Below are 23,603 nucleotides of genomic sequence, written 5' to 3'. Positions count from 1 at the left end.
CGGCTGGTCCTGTCCGTTATGCACCGGCCCGATGGCCTTGCGCCTTGCCGGCCTCAATCTCCGTTTGGGGTATGGCGTACGCGGCGATCGCCTGTTCGCTGAGACTTGCGCGGCCCAGTTCGGCGGCGACCGTGCCGTCGCGCATGACCAGCACGCGGTCGGCGAGCCGGATCACCTCGGGGAGTTCGGACGACACGACGATTACCGAATGGCCTTCGGCGGCGAGTTCCTCGATCAGGTGGTAGATCTCCGCCTTGGCGCCGACATCGATGCCGCGCGTCGGCTCGTCGAACAGAAGGATCCGCGTTCCCGCCGCCAGCCAGCGGCCGATGATCGCTTTCTGCTGGTTGCCGCCGCTGAACAGCCGAATTGGCCGGTCGAGCAGGAACGGCCTGAGATTGACCCGCTTCATCTTCTCGGCCGCGACCCGTTTCAGCCTTTTGTGATCGATGACGCCGCGCGGCGCGAACACGCCCATCGAGGCCAGCGCCATGTTGCTGGAGATCGACCGCAACGGCACGATGCCTTCGCGCTTGCGCTCCTCCGGCACCAGGCCGATTCCGGCCGCGATCGCGTCGCGCGGACTGGAAAGCTTTACCGCCTTGCCGTCGATCTCTATTGCGCCTGATGAGGTCCGGTCGGCGCCGGCCAGCAGCCGCAGCAGCTCGGTGCGGCCCGACCCGACCAGGCCGGCAATGCCCAACACCTCGCCGCGATGCAGGTCGAACGAAACGTCACGGACCTTGGTTGCCGAGGCGAGGCCACGCACGCTCAGCCTGATCTCGGGGGAAGCATGCGAGCGGTGTTGTTCCTGGGCAAGCTCGCGGCCGACCATCATCGAAACGACGGCCCTTTCCGACACCTTTGCAAGATCGACGGTTTCGACCACAACGCCGTCGCGCATGATGGTTGCGCGCTGGCAGATGCCGAACACCTCGTCCAGCTTGTGCGAGACATAGACGACCGCGACACCGTCGCGTGCCAGACCGGCAATAACTTCCGCCAGCCGTTCGAACTCGCTCGGCGTGAGGCTCGACGTCGGCTCGTCCATCGCCACGATTCTGGCGCGGTCGAGCAGCGCCCGCGCGATCTCGACGATCTGCCGCTGCGCCACCTTCAGGCTGCCAAGCGGGGCTGCCGGATCGATGGTCGGGTCGATGGCGGCCAGCGCTTCCGCAGCGCGGCTCTCCTGCTCGCGCCGTGCGACGAAGACGCCGCCGCGCGTCAACGGATGGCCGAGGAACATGTTCTGGGCGACGCTGAGGCGTGGCACCTGCTGTAATTCCTGATGGATCATCGCCACGCCGGCTGCGCGTGCGGCGACCGGATTGTTCAGCATCACCGGCTTGCCGTCGATCAGCACGCTTCCCGCCGTCGGTCGGTAGACGCCTGACAGTATGCGCAGCAGCGTCGATTTGCCGGCGCCGTTTTCACCGAGCAGGCCATGGATCTCGCCGGCGCCGACCGAAAACGACACTTCGCTCAGCGCCCGCACAGCCGGAAACTCTTTGGAAATGCCCTCGAATTGCAGCCGCGCTGACATTGCTTCGGTTCTCCAGGCAAGGTGCCGACCCAAGGCCGGCACCTGCCGGCCCTGCTCTACTGGCCCGCTGCCGCGTCCTCGAGCAGCGCCTTGCGCACGGCATCGCCGCCGCCGGAGTAACGGTCGGCATTGTCCTTGGTGATCAGCGCCTGCGGCGTGGCAACGACGCGCGGCAGCTTCTGCCCGGCCACCAGCCGCAGCGCAGATTCCAGCGCCACCTCGCCGGTCAGCACCGGGAATGAATCGACGGTGCCGGTCAGCTCGCCGGCGCGGATCGAGGCATAGGCGTCGGAGATGCCGTCGGTGCCGAAGACCGCAACCTTGTCCTGCAGCCCGGCAGCCTTGACCGCCTCGACGATGCCCAGCGCCATGCCGTCATTGTTGGCATAGAAGCCGATCAGGTCGGGGTGCTGTTGCAGGATGTTGGTGGCCGCGTCGTAGGAGGTCTGGCGATCCCAGTTACCGGGGACGCTGGCGACGACGTCGAACTTGCCGGCCTCGGTGATCGTTGTCTTGAAACCATCGGTGCGCTGGACGGCGGCGTAGACGCCGGCCTGGCCTTCGACGATGGCGACCTTGCCGCCGTCCGGCCGGTTCTTGATGAACCATTTGGCGACGCGCACGCCGTTGTCGCGCTGGACATTACCGACATAATGCTCGGCCTGCGGGATGACCGCGTCGTTGACGTTGACCACCGGCACGTTGGCCGCCTTGGCCTGTTCCATGATCGGCTGCAGGTTGGAGTCGGTCTGCGGCGAGACGAGCAGCACGTTGTAGCCCTGTGTGACCAGGCCTTCGGCGATGGTGAGCTGACCGAGCTGGTCGCCCTCGCTCTGCGCTGCCTGGTAGACGACGGGCACGCCGGTGCGGTCGCCGAACGACTTGTAGCCCTCCCCCAGCGAGCGCCAGTATTCATTGGTCAGCGTCTTGGAGACCGCACCCGCCTTGGTACCCTCGGGCAACTTGGGGAACGCCCCGAACCTGGCCTCGAGCTGCGACCAGTCGATGCGATCCTTCTCGGTGTCGGAATTGAGCGGCGCGAGGTCCGCGGAAAAAGCCGAGCCGATGGACAGCGCCATCAGGGCAGCGGCAGCGGTGGCAAGTAGAAATTTCATGATCTTCCTCCCTTGTTGAAAAACGGTCTATGCCGCCGGCCTCAGCTGGCCGGCCCGAGCATGGCTTCCTGGATGATGGCCTGCGAGGCGACCGCGTCCTGACGGTCGACGGCAGTGGACAGGCGATTGTCCTTTTCCAGCCGATCGACGAAGCGCAGCATGCGCTTGACAGTCGCGATGTTGACTTCGCATTCGTGGACCGGGTCGAGCCCGGTCATGTCGGGGAACGTGTCGAAGTAGATGGCGCCGGCATAGCCGTCTCGACGGATCTGCCTGAGCAGCTCGATCGTCTGCAGCGTATGCACGGCCCCGACCATCAGGCCGTCGTCGCGCTTGGCGTAGCCGTCGTTGAGATGCACGCCGAGCAGCTTGCTGTGTCGCGCCACGAGTGCTGCGGCAAAGGCCGGCTGCTCGTCGGCATAGAGCACATGGGCGAAATCGAGCGTCACGCCGAGATTTGGCAGGCCGATCTCGCGGATCGCCAGCAATGTAGTCGCCGCATCTGGCATCAGGCTGTAGGAGCGCGGCTCGTTGGGTTTGTATTCAAGGCTGATTTGGCAGCCCGGATCATGCGCCGCAACTTCACGAATGCCATCGATTTCGTGTTGCCAGAGCGCTGCGTAGTCCACCTGGAAGGCATAGTCGAAGCCATCCTGCCCGAGCCACAAGGTCATCAGGCTGGCGCCCGCCTCGCGCGTGGCGTCGATGCCGGCCTTGGTCAGGTCGATGGCTTCGCGGCGAATGGCAGGATCCGGGTTGGTGAAGGCGCCGAGCTTGAAAGCCGGATTGGAATAGTAGCGCATGGCGAAACCATTGATGGAAAGCCCGATATCGCCGAGTTTGCGCGCTATTTCCGCAGGCTTTTCATCGACATGGTCGGGGAAGTTGAGGTCGAGATCGGTCAACTCCGCAACCTTCGCCGCACGTGCCGCCATTTGCAGCATGGACGGTTTGCCGACAAGATCGGGCCACTCGGACTGTGGCCGCGAGGCAAAGGAATTGAGGCGGGTGGCGAAACGATAGGCAGTCATCGGGGACCTTTCATTGTCATAATTTTACATTATAACGATTATTTGTAAAGTCGTTAATTGCTCGCTCGGCGACGACGAATTCGCCATACCCAGGCCAGTTGCGACCATGGGGGACAAGCAAGCGCGGCACTGTCACGCAAGTATCATGTTCGCGTCCTAGATCGCTTCTCCGAAGGCTTTCGCGGCATCCTCGATGCCACGCGGCGCTTTTTCAGATCCCGGCAGCTTTGTCTCAAAAGAGGATATCCATGAAAAACCTGCACCGAACCGCGTCCCTCGCCGTCGCGCTGGCGATGTTCACCGCCTTGACCCCGGCCTTGGCTGAAAACGCCGCGACCGTCGGCGGCGTCAGCTTCGTCAACAAGGGCCTGGTCGGTGTCGGCCGCATCCCGGCCAGCCAGAAGGACAAGTTCGGCGAGACGTTTGGCTCGGGCTCGGGTATGTCGATCGACGCTGCCGGCTGGACGCGTGGCGCCGATGGCTACAAGGGCTCGCTGTGGCTGCTGCCGGATCGCGGCTACAATGTCGTCGGCACCACCGATTACCGTCCGCGCCTCAACACGATCGCCCTCGAGTTCGCGCCGATCGCGCCGGGTGCGGCACCGGCCACCGGCCAGGAACAATCGGGCCTCAAGGCGACGCTTGCCGACACCGTGCTTTTGACCGACGACAAGGGCGCCGACGCAACCGGCCTCGATCCGCTCAACGGCGTGCGTGCCGCGACCGACGACATGCCGATCCTGCCCGAAGCCAACGGCAAGCTCGCGCTCGATGACGAAGCGATCGCACGGCTGCCCGACGGCACGATGTTCATCTCGGACGAATACGGTCCGAACATCTACCGCTTCTCCGCCGATGGGCGTCTGATGTCGGCAACGCAGCCGCCGGCGGCGCTTGTCCCGATGCGTCGCGGGACGCCAAACTTTGCTTCCAACAATCCGGGACCTGGTGCGGCAGACCCAGATCCGAAGGATCCCGAAACCGGCCGTCAGAACAACCAGGGCCTCGAAGGCATGGCGCTGACGCCGGACGGGAAGTTCCTGATTGCCGTGCTGCAGTCGGCCCCAAGGCAGGATGGCGGCGATTCCGCCTCGACGCGTCAGAACACGCGCGCGCTGGTCTACGATGCCTCGGATCCCGGCCAGCTCAAGCTCGCGCATGAATATGTCGTGCCGCTGCCGGTGTTCACCGATGCCAAGGGCAAAACCAAGATCGCCGCGCAGAGCGAAATCGTGGCGCTGTCGGACAAGACCTTCCTGATGCTGGCGCGCGACAGCGGCAATGGCCAGGGGCTGAAGGGCGACACCTCGCTCCACCGCGAGATCAGCGTCGTCGATGTGTCTGCGGCAACCGATGTCGCCGGCACAGAATTCGACAAGGACAAGCCGCTGGCGCCCAAGGGTGAGCTCGATCCATCGGTGACGCCGGCCAAGCTGACGCCGCTCATCGACATCAACGACAAGACCGAGCTCGGCCGCTTCGGGCTGCACAATGGCGCGCCCAACGACCGCAACAACCTTTCGGAGAAGTGGGAGGCGATGTCGGTGGTGAGCGTCCTCGATCCGACACTGCCCGACGACTATTTCCTGTTCGTCGCCAATGACAATGACTTCCTCACGCAGGACGGCTTCCAGGTAGGCGCGGCCTACAAGGCCGAGGATGGCGCCGATGTCGACACCATGTTCCTGGTCTATCAGGTCACGCTCCCAGGCCTCGCCAAGAAGTAGCGGCACCCATACAGGCGGACGCGCGGAACGCGTCCGCCTGAGCTGGCGCGATTGAGCGGTCGTGCCCTTCAGTTGCGGCTCGCCCGCGCAAGGACGGTGTCCTGGTGCGTTGCAAAACCTGCGACTGACGATCCAGTCGAAGGCACTTACCTCAACATCTCCGCGTCCTTTGGCACGCCGGCATCGATCGGCTCGGCCGTCCTGTTCGACACGGCGGCGATCTTCCCGGCGGCCGACAGGTTCGGGCGCACGAAGACCGGCGCGACGCCGTCGACGCGGCTGTAGAGGTCGATAATGTCCTGATTCATGAAGCGCACACAGCCGGAGGAAGCGTTCTTCCCAATGGAATCCCACTCCGGCGTGCCGTGCAGCCTATACATCGTGTCCTTGCCGTCACGGAAGAGATACAGCGCGCGGGCACCAAGCGGGCTCTGCGGGCCGGGCGGCATGCCGTCCTTGTATTTCGCCAGTTCCGGCCGGCGTTGGATCATTTCCGGCGGCGGCGTCCAAACCGGCCACTTCTTCCTCGCCTGTACCACGGCGCTGCCGGTCCATCCGAAACCGGCCTTGCCGAGGCTGACGCCATAGCGAATTGCCTTGCCGCCGTCGCGCACCAGATAGAGGAAGTGCTCGGAAGTATCGACGACGATCGTGCCGGGTTTTTCTCCAGTCGGGTCGGCCACGATTTGCCGCACGAATTTCGGATCGACCTTGGCTACCGGGATTGCCGGCAGCTGATAGCCCTCGTCCATGCGCGCGGCATACATGCTTGCGGCATCGCCGAAAGCCGGATCGCTTGGTGCCGCGGGCACCGGCGCCGCCACGTCCGTCGTAGTGCACGACGAAAGAGCCACGGAGGCCGCGCCCAGAGCGGATGCACCAAGAAAGGCGCGCCGGTTCAGGCGCTCAAAAAACAACGGAATATCGGACATGAGCCCCCCGGCCTACCCATGAGATCCAGGAAAATGCGGCCCCACGCGTGCGGGATCAATATACGATTCCGGAAGGTTGAGAAATGCTTAGATCAAGGCACGCCAGGCGGAATTTACAGCGCCGCATCGACCTCTCCCGTTAAATCGGCAATCATTGCGGACTCAGACAAGCCTTCGCCGAGTTGCCTGCCATGGACGACAACATGCCCCCGCGCCGGCAGACCGGCGACCTCACCAGTGGGCCTATCCCGCGCACCCTGTTGCTGTTTGCCCTGCCGGTGCTCGGCTCCAATGTGCTGCAGTCGCTCAACGGCTCGATAAATGCCGTGTGGGTCGGCCGTTTCCTCGGTGAAGCGGCGCTGACCGCCACGTCCAATGCCAACCTCGTGCTGTTTCTCATCCTCGGCACCGTCTTCGGCATCGGCATGGCGGCGACCATCCTGGTCGCACAATCCGTCGGCGCTCGTGACCTGCCCGAAGCCCGGCGCATCGTCGGAACCAGCGCCACCTTCTTCTTCCTCGTCTCGGTGGTGTTCGCGGTCTGCGGCTGGATCTGGGTCGATGCGATCCTCGATGCGCTCGGCACGCCGGCCGACGCGTTGCCGCTGGCGCGCTCCTATCTGCGCATCATCTTCCTCGCCGTGCCGATGATGAACCTGCTGTCCTTCGTCATGACGGTGCTGCGCGGCGCCGGCGATTCGCGCACGCCTTTCCTGTTCATGGCGCTGGCCGTCATGCTCGACGTCGTTTTGAACCCGTTGCTCATCCTCGGCATCGGCCCGTTCCCCGAACTCGGCATCGCCGGCTCGGCCACCTCGACGCTGATCGGCCAGACGGTAAGCGTGGTTGCCATCCTGATTGTGCTCTATGCGCGCAAGCACCCGCTGCGGCTGGCCGGCCCTAATCTCGCTCTGCTGCGGCCGGACCCGGCGCTGCTGCGCATCGTCGTCTTCAAGGGCGTGCCGATGGGCCTGCAGATGATCGTCGTTTCGGCCGCGGCGCTGACGGTGATGGGCATGGTCAACTCGTACGGCTCGCAGGTTGCAGCTGCCTACGGCATAGCCGCACAGCTCTGGACCTATATCCAGATGCCGGCGCTCGCCATCGGCGCCGCGGTGTCGTCCATGGCGGCGCAAAATGTCGGCGCCAGGCGCTGGGACCGGATTGGACGCATCGCCACCTCCGGCGTCGGCTTCAACCTTGTGCTCACCGGGATGCTCGTCGCGCTGCTGTTCGTATTCGATCGCGCGGTGCTCAGCCTCTTCCTTGGCAGCGACAGTGCAGCAATCGACATCGCCACTCACATCAACAAGATCGCGTCGTGGTCCTTCATCCTGTTCGGCATCACCATCGTGCTCTTCGCCACCGTGCGTGCCACCGGCGCGGTGATGCCGCCGCTGATCATCCTGGTGATCTCGGTGCTGCTGGTGCGCACCAGCTTCGCCTATTTCTTCCGAAGCGTGATCGGCGAGGAAGCTCTGTGGTGGAGCTTTCCGGCTGGCTCTATAACCTCGCTCGTGCTGGCCGCGGCCTATTATCGCTTCGGCCGCTGGCGCAGCCTGCACATGATCGAGAGCCGGCCGGCTGCCGGCGAACCGCCGGATACCGGCCTCGGCGTACCGCGCCAGCGCGCGCACCTTTCGCCCGAGACACCGAACGGCTGAAAGGTCGGCTCAGCGCGCGTATTTCGCGCCAAACCCGAGAGCGACCAGGGAAAAGACGACAATCATGCCGGCAAAGGCCACGCTTGCCGCGGTCGCACCTGCCACCGTCGACAGAACGCCGATGCCGATGACCGGCAGCGCGTTGCCGCAAAAACAGCAGATGAAGAAGGCCGAGACGACTTCGGCGCGCCGGTCCGCCGGCGCGATCTCGTTCACCACTTGCAAGCCGCCGCGATAGCCGAGCGCTGCCGCCACCCCGCACAAGGCGGTGCCGGCAATCATTATGGTCATCGAGGCGAAGACCTGCGCCGCAACAATCAGCGCGACGGTTGGGATCATCAGCGCAAGCGCCGCGAACATCGTGGCTCGGCTCGAAAGACGTGCCGTCGCTACAATGGTGGCGGCCGTCACGATCGCCAATTCAAAGAACAGAGCGCCGGCTTCGGCATGGTTGGTTACCTGCAGTTGCTGCGCCAAAATGCTCGGTGCGAGTGCTGCATAAAAGCCGACCAGCGCCATTGCGCCAAAGCCGGTCACCGCCGGCGCAACGAAATTTGCGCGGATGGCATCGGGCACGGAAAGGCGCGGCCGCATCGAAACGTCAGCCAGTTTCCCCGGCCGCGAAACGGTTTCCCGCGTGCGCCAGACCAGCAGGGTTACAGTCGCGAGCATCGCCAGGTAGACGACGAATGTCAGCCTGAGCGGCCAAGGCGCGTATTCGGCGAGCAACCCGGCTCCCAGCGCACCGAGGCCGAGGCCGAGAAAATTGGTGCTGGTGGCAATCGTCGCCGCCTGTGACTTGTCGTCGGTCGGGAGCAATTCGGCGAGCCAGGCGGTGCCGGTGCCCGCGCCGACGCCGATTCCCAGTCCGCTCAGAATTCGGGCGATGTCGAGCCATGCGACATTTTCGGCGAACAGGAAAACCACCGCGCTGACCACGGCCACCGCCATCCCGGCCAATGCCATTGGACGGCGCCCGATGACATCGGACACACGCCCCAACATCAGCAGCGCCGCCAGATTGCCGATGACATAGACGGCGTAGACCAGCGTCAAAGTGATCTGTGAGAAGCCGAAGACCTGCTTGTAGATGATGTAAAGCGGCGTCAGCGCCGTGCTGCCGGCGAAAAGAGCCGCGATCATAGCGGCCACGGTGGCCGCTGCAGCGCGGCCGCCGAGTTCGTAATCGCGCGTCATGACTTGAGCGTGAGCGGTCATTTTTTCGACCTTTTGCTGTTCGGGATCTGACATCCTAACGCCTTTTTCGCGTCAGCCGTTCCCCCTCCCCGGCTTGCTCCTGACAAGTCTGGCAGCTTTGCCGATGGCGCTGAGCGAGATCCTCTTTTAACTTCAGCGGATTGTCAGGGGAGATTCATGGGCAAGGGACGAGTCGAGGCATTCACCGATGGCGTGGTCGCCATCATCATCACCATCATGGTGCTGGAATTGAAGGTGCCGCATGGCGAGGATTTTTCCGCGCTGGCACCACTCTGGCCGATCTTCCTCAGCTATGTGCTGTCCTTCATCAATGTCGGCATCTACTGGAACAATTTGCACAACATGTTCCATACCGTGCAGCGGGTCGACGGCCGCGTGCTGTGGGCGAACCTCAACCTGCTGTTCTGGCTATCGCTGATGCCGGCGACGACAGCCTTCATGGGTGAGAACCATTTCGCGCCGGTGCCGGTTGCCGTCTATGGCGTCGACCTGGCGCTCTGCGCCATCGGCTTCAACATCCTCACCATGGCCCTGCATCGACTGCACGGCAACGAGACTCTCTTCGCCAGGGCGTTGGGCAATGACCTCAAGGGAAAGATCTCGCTGGTCCTCTATCTTTCCGCCATCGCGCTGACCTTCGTCAATCACTGGATCGGTGTCTCGATCTATGTCCTGGTGGCGATGATCTGGTTCGTGCCGGACAGACGCTTCGAGCGGCTGATCGAGAAATAGGCCCCGTCTAGCCTCGCATTGCTTTCAGCTTTTCCGCTACCGAAGCGGCAAGGTCGGCGTAGCGCTCCTCCAGCCGCTCGGCCGCCTTGATCACTGAAAAATCATGGCCGAATTTTTCCAGCGCCATACGCAGCTTTTCGACGAATTCGGCCTGTTTTTCGAGCGCCGAAAACAGCGTCATAACTTGCGCTTCGCTGATGTCGGGATTGGCGAGCATCTGCGGTACTTCGCGGCTCATCTGGTCGCCGGTGGCGGTCTGTTCTTTCAGGATCTCGATCCAGTCGGTCAATCGTCAGGTCTCCTTTTTCGATATCAGCATGCGCAGCGCCCGCCGATGCGGTCAACCCGAAGATGCCGGGACCGGCTTGCGCGAGCCTTTTTCCGCGCTAAGTTCGCCGCGGCCAGAACAGGAGAAAATCATGACCACCGACGCCGAGATCCAGACCGCCCTGCCTGCACTTGCCTCCGGCAATGTCGCCGTCATTACCGGCGCGGCCAGCGGCATCGGCCTTGCCGCCGCCAAACGGCTGGCGGCGATGGGCATGAAGATCGTGCTGGCCGATATCGGCGGCGAACGCCTTGATGAGGCTGCCCGCGCCGTCGCTGCTATCGGCGGGCAGAGCGCCGTACTTGCCGTCGCCACCGATGTCTCGAAGGCCGAAGACCTCGACCGGCTGGCCGAACGGACATCCGGCACTTTCGGCGACGTCTCGCTGCTGATGAACAATGCCGGCGTCGGCAACAACCCCGGCAAGCCCTGGGAGAACCGTGACGCCTGGAAGCGACTGCTGGACATCAATTTCTGGGGCGTCGTCCATGGCGTCGAGGCCTTCGCGCCGCGCATGCTGGCGGCGGGAAAGCCCGGCCTGATCGTCAACACCGGCTCCAAGCAAGGCATTACCACGCCGCCTGGCAACCTCGCCTACAACGTCTCCAAGGCTGGCGTGAAGACCTATACCGAGGGCCTTGCACACGCGCTGCGCAACGAGCCCGGCGCCAATGTCGCGGCGCATTTGCTCATTCCCGGGTTTACTTTTACCGGCCTGACCGAAGGTGCGACCGAAAAGCCGGCCGGCGCCTGGACCGGCGAGCAGGTCATCGACTTCATGCTGGCCTCGCTGCTGCGTGGCGATTTCTACATCCTGTGTCCCGATAACGAGGCGACCCGGCCCATGGACGAAAAGCGCATGGCCTGGGCAATTGGCGATATCATTGAGAACCGTCCTGCTCTGTCGCGCTGGCATCCGGACTACAAGGATGCTTTCGCGGCATTCATGACACGCAGCGCATGATCCCGAACCGAAGATCACCGTAGCAAAGAATCGGATCCGATCTTCGCAGGTATGCGCCGGACCTTTATATCACGCCGCTGCGTGCTTCTTCGTGTTCCGCTTCTTCGCCATGGCTTTCTCGGCTGCCAACTCGGCAAGCTTCTGATCATGCCGCTTCGCTGCCTGTTCGCATTTCTTGCGGATCTCTTCGACCTCGGTCTCAGTCAGGTGTTCGATACCGATGAAGGTGTTCTGGGCTGTGCTGACCCGGATCAATTCGTCGAGCTTCGCCTGGATCGCGGCGCCATCGCGGTTCTGGGTGTTCTGGATGAGAAACACCATCAGGAAGGTGACGACCGTCGTGCCGGTGTTGATGACGAGCTGCCAGGTGTCCGAAAAGCCGAACATCGGCCCGCTTGCCGCCCAGACGACGATGATCAGGAAACAGACGGCAAACGTCGGCGGCAGGCCGGCAAAATGGGCGACGTTGTTGGCGATCCTGGTGAAAAGCTTCTCAATCATTCAAACTCCCTCAACAGCCGGGCGACGAACCCGGACGGAAGCCGAGTTCATTGTGTCTGCAGAAACAGTTGGCAGCCGCTCCTGGTTCCCTCGTGGCGGAAGATCGCGGGTACATTGTTGGAGGAGCAGATCGCGCAGGCCGTCGGACCGCTTGCAGATACGCCCCGAAGTCAGGGGGCGCCGTTTTCCCAGCGGTCGAGGAAAGCCTCGATGGGCAAGGCCTGCATGTCGGGGACTGCCCTGGCCAGTTTCTCGACCGGCCAGTCCCACCAGGCAAGACGTTCGATCCGGGCCGCAGTTCCCGCGCTGAAGCGCTGCCGCAATGGCGTGGCCGGAACGCCGGCGATGATTGCATAGGCCTGCACGTCGCGCGTCACCACCGAGTTGGCACCGACGATCGCGCCATTGCCGATCGCCACGCCCGGCATGATCACGGCGCCATGGCCGATCCAGACATCGTGGCCGATGCTGACGGCTCTCGCCCGCCGCCGGTCGCGGAATGCCTGATCGACACCCAGCCAGCGGAAGTACTCGTTGGGCCGATAGCTGATTTTGTGCTGCGTCAGCCGCTCGACCGGATGCTCCAGCGCATTGATGCGGCTGTTGGCGGCGATCGAGCAGAATTTGCCGATCGTCGTATAGATCGCCTCGGCGTGGCGCTCGAAGTAGGAGAAGTCGCCAACCATGACTTCACGTAAGATGACGCGCTCGCCGATCGACGCATAGCGTCCAAGCTTGCACGCCTTCAGCTCCGCCGTCGGGTGGATGCGCGGCTCGGGATCTTTCAGGACAAGGTGTTCGGGACGGTCCATGCGGGCGCTTTACGCCCGCGCGCAAAGTCTCGCAAGCCGAGTGCAGCGCCGCGCATCCGCTTGGACGCGCCAAGGCCCCCGTAGCACCTTCAGTCTCTATTTCGGCTTGCCGCTGGTCCACACCACGTTCTGGCCGTAGAGCGGCACGGTGGTGACCGACATTTTTGCCGAGCCATCCTGCACCTGGCGCGAATGCGACAGGTAGATCAGCGTCTCGTTGGCCTTGTCGTAGATGCGGTTCACCACCTGCTTTTTCCAGATCAGGCTGATGCCTTGCTTGAACACCTCCTCGCCGGCCTCGCTCATGTCGATGTCGCCAATGGTGATCGGCCCGGTCTGGCGGCAGGAGATCGAGGAATCGGACGGGTCCTCGAACCAGTTGCCTTTCTGCAGGCGGTCGATCATGCCACGGTCGAAATACGAGACGTGGCAGGTCACGCCCTCGACCTTCGGATCCTTGATCGCCTCGACGATGATATCGTTGCCGAGCCAATCGACGCCGACCTTGCCGACTTCCTCGGCGGCGGCCGCGCCGGCGCCAATGACCAGGCATGCGGCTAACACGCCGCCAATCAGTTTTCGCAAAGAGGCCTCCTGCGGTTCGAATTTTGCCGACCTCAGGTGGGACGAACGGCAGCGCTTTGCAAGCAGATCGCCTCCCACAGGATTGCCGGTTGCGGCAACGCGACATCTTTGCGTCGGCGCGACCGAACCGCTAAGAGTGTTCGCCAAGCCAGGGCCTTCACGGCGCCAACCCGGCGCCCGATGGAAATAACGACGGACTTCACTGATGATGCGTTCAATTCTGGTCGGTATTCTCGTCCTGATGGCCGCTGGCATCGGCTGGCTCACCTTCGACTGGTACCGCGGACATTATGGCGGCGAGCCGTTCGGAGCACCGTTCACGCTGGTCGACCAGAAGGGCGCGCCGGTCACCGAAGCCGCGTTTCGCGGCCACCCCAGCGTCGTCTTCTTCGGCTTCACGCATTGTCCGGAAGTCTGCCCGACCACGCTTTTCGAGTTGGCCGGCTGGCTGAAGACGATGGGCGACGACGGCAAGAACCTGCGTGCCTATTTCGTTACGGTCGACCCGGAGCGCGATACGCCGGAAATCATGAACACCTATGTCAGCAATTTCTCCGATCGCATCCTCGGCATATCAGGCGATCCGGATAAGGTCCACGCCATGGCCAAGTCCTTCGGCATCTACTGGAAGAAAGTCGACACGAACGACGGCGACTACACGATGGACCACACCGCTTCGGTGCTGCTGCTCAATGCCAAGGGCGATTTCGCCGGCACTATTGCCTATGGCGAAAGCCCGGACGCCGCCATCGCCAAGCTCAAACGGCTGGCGGCGGAAGGTTGACACATCCGGTAATGACGCAGACGCGTTTGTATTTCACCGCGGGCAAGATCGAGGCTGATCGCATCTTCGCGGCGCTCGGTGCGGCGTTCGACGATGAGGGCCTGCCGATTGCAGTGCTCGAGGTCGACGAGGACCGCGACATCCACGAAGTGTCGCTCTATGCCGGCGACGACGTCGATGCGGTCGAGGCGCGGCTCAGGGATGTACTTGCCGGACTGTCGCTGTCGAAGCCTATAGCGCGCGAAACGCTGCCCGACATCGACTGGGTGGCGCGCTCGCTGGAGGGATTGAAGCCGGTGCGGGCCGGGCGCTTCTTCGTCCATGGCGCGCATGACCGCAGGAAGCGCCACAGCGGCGAAATCGCCATAGAGATCGAGGCCGGCCTTGCTTTCGGCACCGGCCATCACGGCACCACCGCCGGCTGCCTCGAAATGCTGGAGCAGGTCGTACGGCGCGAGCATCCGTGCAACGCACTCGACCTTGGCACCGGCAGCGCGGTGCTCGCGATCGCAGCGGCCAGGCTCGCGCATATACCGGTGCTGGCGACCGACATCGACCCGGTCGCCGTCAAGGTGGCCGCCGCCAATGCGCGCCTGAACCATGTTAAGGGGCTCGTCGAAACAGTGACGGCGCCCGGATTCCACCACCCGATCTTTGCCGCGCGCGCGCCCTTCGACTTGATCGTCGCCAACATATTGGCGCGGCCGCTGATGCGCCTGGCGCCGCAAATGGCGGAGCATATCGCGCTCGGTGGCTCGATTGTTTTGTCGGGCATCCTCGAGCGCCAGCGCGATGCGGTAATCGCGGCTTATGTCGGCCAGAAATTCCGGCACGTCCGCACCTTGCACCGCGAGGGCTGGGTGACGATTCACCTCAAGCGCTGAGGCGCGACGCCTTCAACGCAAGCCGGAATCCGCTCGGACTTAGCGCGAGTTCGCCGCTTTCTTCAGCTGTTCGCGATCGTAGCCGTGAGCTTTCAGCGTTTCGTCGTCAAAGCCAAGCAGAACGCCGCTTACATACCGGCTCGCTTCGCGCTGGCGAGCTTCGATCAGCGCTTTCACAGCGTTTTTGAAAAATCCGCGTCTAGGTGAAATCGTGGACATGACGGTCTCCTTTGCAGGGCAACAGGACTTTTCCTCCACATTAAGAAGGTAAGCTCCGCTGACGCTTTTTGAAATCGTCGATTCTGCATGGCGTCCATGCGCAAAGAGACACGCAGCAACCGGGAATGATCGGTCCGAAAATCGATTCCGATTTTCGAAGTCATGCGCTACGGTCGCGCCAGCATTCGAGGAGAGCCGACATGTTCCAGACCTTCGATTCCGCCGGCGATCCGGCCGTTGGCAAGCCGCGCGTGGCAATGCTGCGCCAATGGTTGGCGGCGAACGGGCTGGATGGCTTCATCGTGCCCCGTGCCGACGAGCACCAGGGCGAATATGTCGCCGACCGCTCGGCACGGCTGAAATGGCTGACCGGCTTCAGCGGCTCGGCCGGCGTCGCCATTGTGCTTGGCGAGCGCGCCGTCATGTTTGTCGACGGGCGCTACACGCTGCAGGTGCGCCAGGAGGTCGATCTCGACATCTTTTCGATCGAGAGCCTTGTCGACAACCCGCCGGCCAACTGGATCAAGGATAATCTCGGCAAGGGCGTGCGGTTGGGCTTCGATCCGTGGCTCCATACGATCAGTGACGTCAAGGCGCTGAAGGCCTCGGCCGAGAAGTCCGGCGCGACTTTGGAGCCGCTCGAACAAAATCCAATCGACGCCATCTGGCAGGACCAGCCCGGGCCGCCACTGGCGCCGGTCGAGATCCACCCGATCGGCTTTGCCGGCGAACTGGCCAAGGACAAGCTGGTGCGGCTGGCAGCGGCCATCGAGAAGGACGGCGCCACCCATGCCGTGCTGACCGACCCCTCCTCCATTGCCTGGGCGTTCGACATCCGTGGCGGCGACGTACCGCACACACCGCTGGCGCTCGGCTTTGCCGTGCTCGCCGCCGACGGCTCGCATCTGCTTTTCATGGATCAGCGCAAGTTTTCGCGCACCGTCGCGGCCTACCTGACGCAGCTCGCCGAATTGCACGACCCAGGTGAATTCGAAACGGCAATCGTCACCCGGGCCAAGGGCGGCGCAAAAATCGCGCTGGACCCGGTTCTAGCGGCGGACAAGCTCAGGATGCTGGTCGAGGATAATGGCGGCACCGTCATTGCCGTGCCCGATCCGGCCCGCATTCCACGCGCAACAAAGAACAAAGCTGAGATCACCGGCGCACGCGCCGCACATCGCCGCGACGGCGCCGCGGTCGCCAAGCTGCTGTGCTGGCTCGACCGCCAGAAGCCCGGCACGCTCGACGAAATCGCCGTTGTCACCAGGCTTGAGGAGACGCGCCGTCAGACCGGCGAAGAAACGCAGATGCCGCTGCGCGACGTATCGTTCGATACCATCTCCGGCGCTGGTCCTAACGGCGCTATCATGCACTACCGCGTCTCCCGCGCCACCAATCGCAAGCTGGGGGATGGCGAGCTGTTCCTGCTCGATTCCGGCGGGCAGTACCAGGACGGCACCACCGACATTACCCGCACGGTTCCGATTGGCGCGCCAACCGAGGAGATGCGCGAGCGCTTCACGCTGGTGCTGAAAGGCATGATCGGCATCTCCATGCTGCGCTTCCCCCAGGGCACGCGCGGCTCCGAAATCGATGCAGTGGCGCGCCTGGCGCTATGGAGACACGGCTGCGATTTCGCCCATGGCACCGGGCACGGTGTCGGCTCCTATCTTGCCGTGCATGAGGGCCCGCAGCGTATCGCCAAGACCGGTACCGAGAAGCTGCTGGCCGGCATGATCGTCTCCAACGAGCCCGGCTATTACAAGGAAGGTTCCTACGGCATCCGCATCGAGAACTTGGTTCTGGTGACACCGGCCGAGGCAATCGAGGGCGGCGACATCGCCATGCACGGCTTCGAGACACTGACGCTGGCGCCGATCGACAAGCGGCTGGTCCGATCGGACCTTTTAACCCGCGACGAGTTGCATTGGCTTGACGAATACCATGCGCGCGTACTGGCCGAGATCGGACCGATGCTCGACGGCGAAACGCTGGCCTGGCTGGAAAAGGCAACCGCGCCGCTGCCGCACGACTTCAAGCAATAGCCGCGGCGACAACGCCGGTTGACAGGCTTTGCTCCGCAAGCAGTGCCTGCAAAGCGGTGACGTTGGGAGAACCGGCTCCCTTGCGCCAGAACAACACCGTGACGGCATTGTCTTCGTCAGCGGGCAGTTCGTGCAGCTTTAGCCAGCGGCTTTCCGGAAAACCCGAAAGCACGCTTTTCGGCATCAGCGCTATGCCCATGCCAGCCACCACGCAACCAAGGATGGCATGGTATGAACCAAGCTCGATGGTTTTCTCGGCCATGAACCCTCTGCGCGCATACCATTGTTCCAGCCGCTTGCGGTGCGGACAGCCGTGCTCGAAGGCTATCATGGTTTTGGGCATGTCCAGGTGGTCTTCGACCGAAACGCGCGATGCCGCCGAGACAATGACCAGCTGCTCGTGGAATGCGGGCAGCTTTTCGAACGGAACGTCAGCGATCGGCTCGGCGGCGAAGGCTGCATCGAGTTCGCCGGCAAGCATGGCGGTCGCGAGAACCTGCGGATTGCCGGTGCGCAACTGGATTTCCACTTCGGGATGCCGTGCATGGTATTCGGCGAGCAGACTTGGAAGCCGTGCCGCGGCGGTGCTCTCCATGGCACCTAGGCGAAGAGTGCCGCGCGGGCGTGGATCGAGCATCGCCGTTCGCGCCTCCTCCGCAAGCGCCAGCAGCCGATCCGCATAGCCGACCAATCTGTGACCGGCCGGCGATACGTGCAGGCGCTTGCCCTCCCGGATAAACAGCTGCACGCCGAGATCCTCCTCGAGCTGCCGGATGCGTGTGGTCACGTTCGACTGCACGCGAAACAGTTTTTCCGCCGCCCTGGTGATTCCGCCCTCGCGCACCACCGTGCGGAAGATGCGCAGATCGGCCAAATCCATACATCTCTCCTGGAGAACATAACGATCTTAATTATTCATTTTAACTGATTATGCCCTTCCCGTAAATCGCCGGTGTAGCTGCCGATCAACACGGCAAACCAGGGGAGATGGAAATGTCGCGTGAGCCCTTCGGCATCCAGCCGATCGATCTAAGCGCATTGACGCCGAAGCAGCGCGAAGCGCTCTATAGCGACGCCGTGCGTGGCGCCCACCAGGAGAGAGCGGAGGCGATCCGGCTGAGCCTGTCGCGGGTCGGCGCGGCAATAGTCGCTGCGGTAAAGCGCATGTGTGCTCTCGCCGCCAAGGCAAAAGTCGATCAGCCGACGAGCTGCCGCGCGAGGATCAGCACGGCAGCACCCGCCAGGAACATCGCCATAAGGCCGCCGCGCAGTGAGACAAGGCCGGCGACGATCAAGGCTGCCCATTCCGCCGGCCCGGCGCTGAGCGCCGCCGGCGCCACCAGCGTGGTCAGCACCGCCGCCGGCACGGCGCTGAGCCCGGCTTCGACGCGCGGGTGGATTTGATCGAAACGCGAGATCACCAGATGACCGCCGATGCGGGTCAGATAGGTCGCGATGGAACCGGCGACGATGATCCACAAGGTCGTGCTCATGGCCGTGCCTCCACGCCGCTGTGGCGGGGCGGCAGGATGACGGCGAGCAGCACGCCGGCCAGCGCACCTATGGAGACATGCCAGGGCGAGCCGACCGTTTTGTATGCAATGATGGAGGCGGCAGCGCTGGCGACGACCACCGGCAGCCACAGCGGCCGCTTGCGGAAGCTCATGACCAGGCCGAGAAAATATATCGGCAGCAGGAAATCGATGCCCAACGCATGGGTGTCGGGAATAAGCTTGCCGAACATCGCGCCGAGCGCGCTTTCGATGATCCAGAACACATAGACCGGCAGCCCAAGCCCCATATACCAGGTGAACCCGACGGTCTCGCCGGCCTCCGCCTTGCGCTCGGCCACCGCGAACTGCGGATCGGTCAGCACAAAATAGCCTATCGCCTGCTGCACCAGCGGCCAATGCGCAATGCGCCGGCCGATGCCAGCCGAATAGAGCACATGGCGAAAATTCACGGCGAAGATCGACAGCACGATCAGCCACGGCGCGACATGCTGGCCGAACAGCTCGATGCCGACCATCTGGCTGGCGCCGCCGAACACCGTTGCGCTCATCAGGAACGCTTCGAGCACGGAAAACCCGTTGTCGACTGCGAGCGCTCCGAACAGCAACGCAAACGGCGCCGACGCCACCACGACGGGCATGCTGAGCCGCACGCCGTCCCAGAAATCGCTTTTCGCTCCGTTTTCGGAGATTGCTTCCGCCGACATCGATCGCTCCTTGGGAACGGCCGTATGTAGAGAGAGCGGCCCGGCTTGTCACACCAATTTGCTTGAGGCAAACGATCAGCGGAAATGATGGCTGAAGCGTCGCGGCAAGCTCGCTTCCGAGCCTAGCGCGGCGAAGCCTTGCCTTCGATCGCCCTGCCCCAGTCAAGCAGCGGTTTTGCCTGCATGACGAAGTCGACGAGTTCGTCGACCAATCCAGCTCCGTAGATATCCGCCGGCTCGATTGCGTGCCGGACGGCAAAATGCCGGTTGCGGATCGCGGCAGCGAGATCGGGCTCGGCGATATGCTCGAAGCCGCGCGGCGTGCGCTTCATGCAGCCGTCCGGGTCGAGCTCGAGGCCGTTCTTCTTCAGCGCCGCAACGAGGCTACGGAATTCAGCGGGCCGCTTCGCGATCGCGTTGCGCAGCGCCAGCAATAGCTCCGGTCCGGGCTGCCACCAGGCAATGGCGGCAAAGCAGCGCTCCAGCCCGATATGGACGTAAAACACGCCCTGTTCCATCTTGGTGCCGTCGGGCGAAAGGATCGCCGACAAATGCCGGTTATAAGGCCGTTTGTCCTTGGCAAAACGCACGTCGCGATTAATCCGGAACAGCGATTTCTTGCGGTCGCCGCGCAGGCCGAGCCCCAATGCCGTGAAGCGCTCGGAGAGCGTCTCGACCAGATCGCCGAAGGGATCGCGCAGGTCGCGCTCGAAAAGATCGCGATTTTCCAAAAACCACTCCCGGCTCTGATGAAAATCCAGCGCCTTGAGGAAGGGAATGGCCTTTTGCCCAAATCCATTGAACGCAGCACCCATCACCCGCCCTTGCCAATCCGCTGCAGCCAGGTGTCCTCGTCGATCACCTCGATGCCGAATTTGGTCGCATCCTTCAGCTTGGAACCGGCGCCTGGCCCTGCCACCAGGAGATCGGTCTTCGCAGAAACCGAGCCGGCGACCTTCGCGCCGAGACGTTCGGCCATCGCCTTGGCCTCCGGGCGCGTCATCTTTTCCAGCGTGCCTGTAAACACGATTGTCTTGCCGGCGACCGCACTATCGGCTGAGACGTTCACAATGTACGGCTTCGGGTGGACCTGTGTGAGCAGCGCTTCAAGCACGGCGTCGTTGCGTTCATTGCCGAAGAAATCGCGAAGCGCGCCTATCACCGTATCGCCGATGCCGTTGATCGAAGGAAAAACGGTGTGTGGATCGGCTGCCGCTGCTGTCTCCTTGCCAATGCGGATCAACTCCTCGATCGTCGAGAAGGTTCGAGCAAGCACAGCGGCCGTCGTTTCGCCGATATGGCGGATGCCCAGCGCAAAGATGAAGCGATCAAGTTCCGGTTCGCGGCGGGCGTCGATGGCAGCGAAGAGCTTGTCGAGGCCGTCATAGTTGCGTTCGTCGACGCTGCGTACATTCTTGCGCGTTTTGCCCGATGCGGCCTCGCGCTGCCTGGCCTGCTCCTCCCGTCGCTCCGCCAGCGCCTTGGTGACGGCGGGACGGCGATCCCGGAGGGTGAAGATATCGGCGGCAGTCTTGACCAACCCGGCATTGAAGAACAGGTCTATGTTTTCAGCGCCCAGGCCTTCGATATCCATGGCGCCGCGCGACACAAAGTGGCGTAATCCTTCCACGGCCTGCGCGGGGCAGATCAGCTCGCCGGTGCACCGTCGGCGGGAATCCTCCTTGCCGGTCTTCTCGTTGATCTCGCGCGTTGCGGGTGAGCCGCAGATCGGACATTTGTGCGGGAATTCGTAGGGCACGGCATCTGGCGGACGCTTGTCGACGACGACGCTGACGATCTGCGGAATGACGTCCCCTGCCCGCTGGATGACCACCGTGTCGCCGATACGGATGTCGTTGCCGTCGCGGATCGGCTGGCCGTTGCTGTCCAGACCCTTGATGTAGTCTTCGTTGTGAAGCGTGACATTTTCGACCACGACGCCGCCGACCGTGACGGGCGCAAGCCGGGCAACGGGCGCCAGCGTACCGGTACGGCCGACCTGAATGTCGATCCTGAGCACGGTCGTCATCGCCTGTTCGGCCGGAAATTTATGAGCGATCGCCCAGCGTGGTTCGCCGGTGACGAAGCCCCATCTGCGCTGCAACTCCAATTGGTCGACCTTGTAGACGACGCCGTCGATGTCGTAGCCGAGCGATGAGCGCTGGGCCTCGATAAGGTGATAATGCGCGATCAGTTCGTCGACCGACTTTGCCCGGACCATCAGCGGACTGACCTTGAACCCCCACTCCGCGAATTTTTGCACGGAATCGTATTGGGTCGGAGCTGGATCCTTTGAAGTATAGCCCCAGGCGTAGGCAAAGAATTTGAGGTTGCGGCTGGCGGTAACGGACGGGTCCTTCTGGCGCAGCGATCCGGCCGCCGTGTTACGCGGATTGACGTAATCCTGGCCGCCTATCGCCGCCGAACGCTGCTTCAGCGCCTCGAATTCCGCGTAGGTCATATAGACCTCACCGCGTATTTCGATGACCTCGGGCCAGTCCGGTCCCTTCAAGGTCTTGGGAATATCGGCGATGGTCTTGAGATTGGCGGTGATGTCCTCGCCGACGACGCCGTCGCCGCGCGTTGCCCCCTGCACGAACACACCGCCTTCATACCGCAGGGAAGCCGATAGCCCGTCGATCTTCGGCTCAGCCGTGAAGGCGATGTTCAGCTCCTTGTCGCGATCAAAGAATCGCCGGCCCCGTTCTATGAAGTCCGCGACGTCCTGGTCGGTATAGGCCTTGGCGAGGCTGAGCATCGGCACCGCGTGGCGCACCTTTGCAAAACCTTCCGCCGGCGGCGCGCCGACCCTGCGTGAGGGCGAATCCTCGCGCACAAGATGCGGGAACTGCTGCTCGATGGCGAGGTTGCGCCGGGTCAGCGCGTCATATTCCGCATCCGTGATTGTCGGCGCGTCCTCGCCATGGTAGCGCCGGTCGTGCTCGGCGATCTCCTGCGCCAACCGCTTCAACTCGCTTGCCGCCTCGCTTTCGCTGAGCGAATCGACTGGTTTTTCGTCCATGCACTGCTCCCTCCACGGTGGCGCGACACAATAGAACAGGATTTTCTCATGAGGGAGAGACCAGACACAGAAAATCATTCCTGAACAGCAGGATGGCGCCATACTCTGACTCAGGTCACGAGCGCCGGAAACGAACTCGCCTGGAGTATCCGTGTTGGTCAAGGGAGAGATGGTGTCCAGGTCCGATTGTCCCTGAGTAGTGCGTTTGCGAGGATGATGAGCTTTCGCATGATGGCTGTGATGGCGAGTTTTGAGGCTTTGCCGTCGGCCGTGAGCTGGTGGTATTTTGCCTTTAGATCGGGATTGAAGCGCATGGCGACGAGGGCGGGCATGTAGAGTGCCTGTCGGACATTGGCTCGCCCGCCGCGGATGAAGGCGCGGCCGATCCAGTTGCCGGACTGTCGTGCGACGGGAGCGAGGCCCGCGAAGGAAGCAGCCTGACCCTGACCGAGCGTGCCGAGTTCGGGCATTTCGATGAGAAGCGCGAAGGCGGTGATTGCCGAGACGCCCGGGATCGAGACGAGGATAGCGAAGCGACGGGAGAGATCGGGATCGGACTGGATGAGCGCCGTGATCTCCTTTTCGACAGCAGCCATTTGACGTTCGATCTGCCTGAGCTGCTGGGCATTGTGGCGCTTGAGGATGGGAAGGGTTAGCGCCTTGGCCCTGTTCCTCGCCGCCGTCCGGTTCTTCACCAGCGCCTCGCGCGCCATGTGCAGGTCCTTGAGGTCATTGAGGATCGGGCTGCGCACCGGTCGTGCTTCGAGGTCGAGAAGAGCGCCCATGCGCGCCAGCATGGCGGCGTCCAGCCGGTCGGTCTTGGCGATCCTGCCGGTGGCCTCGGCGAAGCGCCGGGCTTGGCGTGGGTTGACCTTGACCAGCGCAAGGCCAGCCGCCGCCAGCTTCCGCTCAAAGGCCCGGTGATATGGACCTGTCGGCTCATAGACGATGCGTACGCCGGGCGGGTCCAACCGGCTCGGGCTCAACCAGCTCATGAACGCCTTGTGGCCGCGGCTGTCGTTGGCAAAACGCCGGCTCGCGCCGTCGCTCAGCCTGTGGGCGTCGAGATGGTCTTTCGATATGTCGATCCCGATGGTATCGTTGGTCATCTTTCACTTGTCCTGTGCTTGTCATTCGGAGCCGAACTCCGGGTATCCGTTCAGGCCTCAAGGGAAAGACGAGGGCGATCCGACTCTAGAGCGGTTCCTGATTTGACGGAATCGAAGGGGATTCCGGATCAGTCGGTTTTGTGATTCAAGATGCTGGCTGGAGTGGAGGC

23 protein-coding genes are annotated in these 23,603 nt (G+C 63.1%); 7 read left to right on the top strand and 16 right to left on the bottom strand.

Annotation, left to right across the window (positions count from 1 at the left end; translation table 11 throughout):
- Positions 1-16: 16 nt before the first annotated feature.
- The 3 genes from NKH90_RS19105 to NKH90_RS19095 are packed head-to-tail and all read right to left on the bottom strand — an operon-like array spanning position 17 to position 3,689.
- The gene (locus NKH90_RS19105) at positions 17-1,543 is read right to left on the bottom strand and encodes a sugar ABC transporter ATP-binding protein (protein ID WP_352820404.1); all 1,527 of its coding nucleotides are present in this window, start codon (positions 1,541-1,543) and stop codon (positions 17-19) included.
- A gap of 56 nt (positions 1,544-1,599) precedes the next feature.
- Entirely contained in the window at positions 1,600-2,658 is a 1,059-nt protein-coding gene (locus NKH90_RS19100; protein ID WP_352820403.1) for a sugar ABC transporter substrate-binding protein, read from the bottom strand.
- A gap of 41 nt (positions 2,659-2,699) precedes the next feature.
- Positions 2,700-3,689 (bottom strand): TIM barrel protein, encoded by a 990-nt coding sequence (locus NKH90_RS19095; protein ID WP_352820401.1) that lies wholly within the window; start codon positions 3,687-3,689, stop codon positions 2,700-2,702.
- 248 nt (positions 3,690-3,937) lie between these two features.
- Between NKH90_RS19095 and NKH90_RS19090 the strand changes: the two genes are divergently transcribed.
- A complete protein-coding gene (locus NKH90_RS19090; protein WP_352820399.1) occupies positions 3,938-5,416 on the top strand; it encodes an esterase-like activity of phytase family protein in 1,479 nt (492 codons plus the stop codon).
- A 146-nt stretch (positions 5,417-5,562) separates the two neighbouring features.
- On the opposite strand, the gene NKH90_RS19085 is transcribed toward NKH90_RS19090, so the two are convergent.
- Positions 5,563-6,348, bottom strand: coding sequence for a L,D-transpeptidase (locus NKH90_RS19085; RefSeq protein ID WP_352501044.1), 786 nt, complete (start codon positions 6,346-6,348; stop codon positions 5,563-5,565).
- A gap of 191 nt (positions 6,349-6,539) precedes the next feature.
- Here NKH90_RS19085 and NKH90_RS19080 point away from each other — a divergent pair, with 191 nt between their 5' ends.
- Positions 6,540-8,012, top strand: a complete 1,473-nt coding sequence (locus NKH90_RS19080) for an MATE family efflux transporter (RefSeq protein WP_352820397.1) — start codon at positions 6,540-6,542, stop codon at positions 8,010-8,012.
- 9 nt (positions 8,013-8,021) lie between these two features.
- Here the strand turns inward: NKH90_RS19080 and NKH90_RS19075 are convergent, their stop codons facing one another.
- A complete protein-coding gene (locus NKH90_RS19075) occupies positions 8,022-9,230 on the bottom strand; it encodes an MFS transporter (RefSeq protein WP_352820395.1) in 1,209 nt (402 codons plus the stop codon).
- A 156-nt stretch (positions 9,231-9,386) separates the two neighbouring features.
- Between NKH90_RS19075 and NKH90_RS19070 the strand changes: the two genes are divergently transcribed.
- The gene (locus NKH90_RS19070; protein WP_023676740.1) at positions 9,387-9,962 is read left to right on the top strand and encodes a TMEM175 family protein; all 576 of its coding nucleotides are present in this window, start codon (positions 9,387-9,389) and stop codon (positions 9,960-9,962) included.
- Positions 9,963-9,969: 7 nt separating this feature from the next.
- Here the strand turns inward: NKH90_RS19070 and NKH90_RS19065 are convergent, their stop codons facing one another.
- Complete coding sequence (locus NKH90_RS19065) at positions 9,970-10,251, bottom strand: hypothetical protein (RefSeq protein WP_023676741.1); 282 nt, start codon at positions 10,249-10,251, stop codon at positions 9,970-9,972.
- Between the two features lie 130 nt (positions 10,252-10,381).
- Between NKH90_RS19065 and NKH90_RS19060 the strand changes: the two genes are divergently transcribed.
- Positions 10,382-11,254, top strand: a complete 873-nt coding sequence (locus tag NKH90_RS19060; protein ID WP_352815434.1) for an SDR family NAD(P)-dependent oxidoreductase — start codon at positions 10,382-10,384, stop codon at positions 11,252-11,254.
- Between the two features lie 69 nt (positions 11,255-11,323).
- Here NKH90_RS19060 and NKH90_RS19055 read toward each other — a convergent pair whose 3' ends face one another.
- The 3 genes from NKH90_RS19055 to NKH90_RS19045 form a co-directional block, all read right to left on the bottom strand.
- Entirely contained in the window at positions 11,324-11,755 is a 432-nt protein-coding gene (locus tag NKH90_RS19055) for a low affinity iron permease family protein (protein ID WP_031211766.1), read from the bottom strand.
- A gap of 170 nt (positions 11,756-11,925) precedes the next feature.
- On the bottom strand, positions 11,926-12,567 hold the full coding sequence (locus NKH90_RS19050) for a DapH/DapD/GlmU-related protein (protein ID WP_352820393.1): 642 nt from the start codon (positions 12,565-12,567) through the stop codon (positions 11,926-11,928).
- 96 nt (positions 12,568-12,663) lie between these two features.
- A complete protein-coding gene (locus NKH90_RS19045; protein WP_502898861.1) occupies positions 12,664-13,152 on the bottom strand; it encodes a CreA family protein in 489 nt (162 codons plus the stop codon).
- A gap of 205 nt (positions 13,153-13,357) precedes the next feature.
- Between NKH90_RS19045 and NKH90_RS19040 the strand changes: the two genes are divergently transcribed.
- Together NKH90_RS19040 and NKH90_RS19035 are read left to right on the top strand one after the other, a co-directional pair.
- The gene (locus NKH90_RS19040; RefSeq protein WP_352450110.1) at positions 13,358-13,936 is read left to right on the top strand and encodes an SCO family protein; all 579 of its coding nucleotides are present in this window, start codon (positions 13,358-13,360) and stop codon (positions 13,934-13,936) included.
- A gap of 11 nt (positions 13,937-13,947) precedes the next feature.
- On the top strand, positions 13,948-14,820 hold the full coding sequence (locus tag NKH90_RS19035; protein WP_352820391.1) for a 50S ribosomal protein L11 methyltransferase: 873 nt from the start codon (positions 13,948-13,950) through the stop codon (positions 14,818-14,820).
- Between the two features lie 39 nt (positions 14,821-14,859).
- Here NKH90_RS19035 and NKH90_RS19030 read toward each other — a convergent pair whose 3' ends face one another.
- Positions 14,860-15,039 carry a hypothetical protein gene (locus tag NKH90_RS19030; RefSeq protein ID WP_352450114.1) on the bottom strand — a complete coding sequence of 60 codons (180 nt, stop codon included), beginning with the start codon at positions 15,037-15,039 and terminating at the stop codon, positions 14,860-14,862.
- Positions 15,040-15,239: 200 nt separating this feature from the next.
- Between NKH90_RS19030 and NKH90_RS19025 the strand changes: the two genes are divergently transcribed.
- Complete coding sequence (locus tag NKH90_RS19025) at positions 15,240-17,084, top strand: aminopeptidase P family protein (RefSeq protein WP_352820390.1); 1,845 nt, start codon at positions 15,240-15,242, stop codon at positions 17,082-17,084.
- On the opposite strand, the gene NKH90_RS19020 is transcribed toward NKH90_RS19025, so the two are convergent.
- The 6 genes from NKH90_RS19020 to NKH90_RS18995 all read right to left on the bottom strand — a co-directional run bounded on the left by NKH90_RS19020 (position 17,074) and on the right by NKH90_RS18995 (position 23,433).
- A complete protein-coding gene (locus NKH90_RS19020; protein WP_352820389.1) occupies positions 17,074-17,964 on the bottom strand; it encodes a LysR family transcriptional regulator in 891 nt (296 codons plus the stop codon). The two genes, NKH90_RS19025 and NKH90_RS19020, sit on opposite strands and share 11 nt — an antisense overlap.
- A 316-nt stretch (positions 17,965-18,280) precedes the next feature.
- Complete coding sequence (locus NKH90_RS19015; protein WP_352767756.1) at positions 18,281-18,577, bottom strand: AzlD family protein; 297 nt, start codon at positions 18,575-18,577, stop codon at positions 18,281-18,283.
- A complete protein-coding gene (locus tag NKH90_RS19010; protein ID WP_352769021.1) occupies positions 18,574-19,302 on the bottom strand; it encodes an AzlC family ABC transporter permease in 729 nt (242 codons plus the stop codon). Before NKH90_RS19010 ends, NKH90_RS19015 begins: the two co-directional genes overlap by 4 nt.
- 122 nt (positions 19,303-19,424) lie before the next feature.
- Positions 19,425-20,117, bottom strand: coding sequence for a DUF2461 domain-containing protein (locus NKH90_RS19005; RefSeq protein ID WP_352820388.1), 693 nt, complete (start codon positions 20,115-20,117; stop codon positions 19,425-19,427).
- Positions 20,117-22,324 (bottom strand): NAD-dependent DNA ligase LigA, encoded by a 2,208-nt coding sequence (ligA, locus tag NKH90_RS19000; RefSeq protein WP_352820387.1) that lies wholly within the window; start codon positions 22,322-22,324, stop codon positions 20,117-20,119. Before ligA ends, NKH90_RS19005 begins: the two co-directional genes overlap by 1 nt.
- Positions 22,325-22,482: 158 nt before the next feature.
- Positions 22,483-23,433: an IS110 family transposase gene (locus tag NKH90_RS18995; protein ID WP_352820385.1), complete on the bottom strand. Its 951-nt coding sequence runs from the start codon at positions 23,431-23,433 to the stop codon at positions 22,483-22,485.
- Positions 23,434-23,603 lie beyond the last annotated feature (170 nt).

The sequence above is a fragment of the Mesorhizobium sp. M0898 genome, from assembly GCF_040319695.1.
Lineage (GTDB): Bacteria > Pseudomonadota > Alphaproteobacteria > Rhizobiales > Rhizobiaceae > Mesorhizobium.
This window is presented reverse-complemented; position numbering and strand designations above follow the sequence as displayed.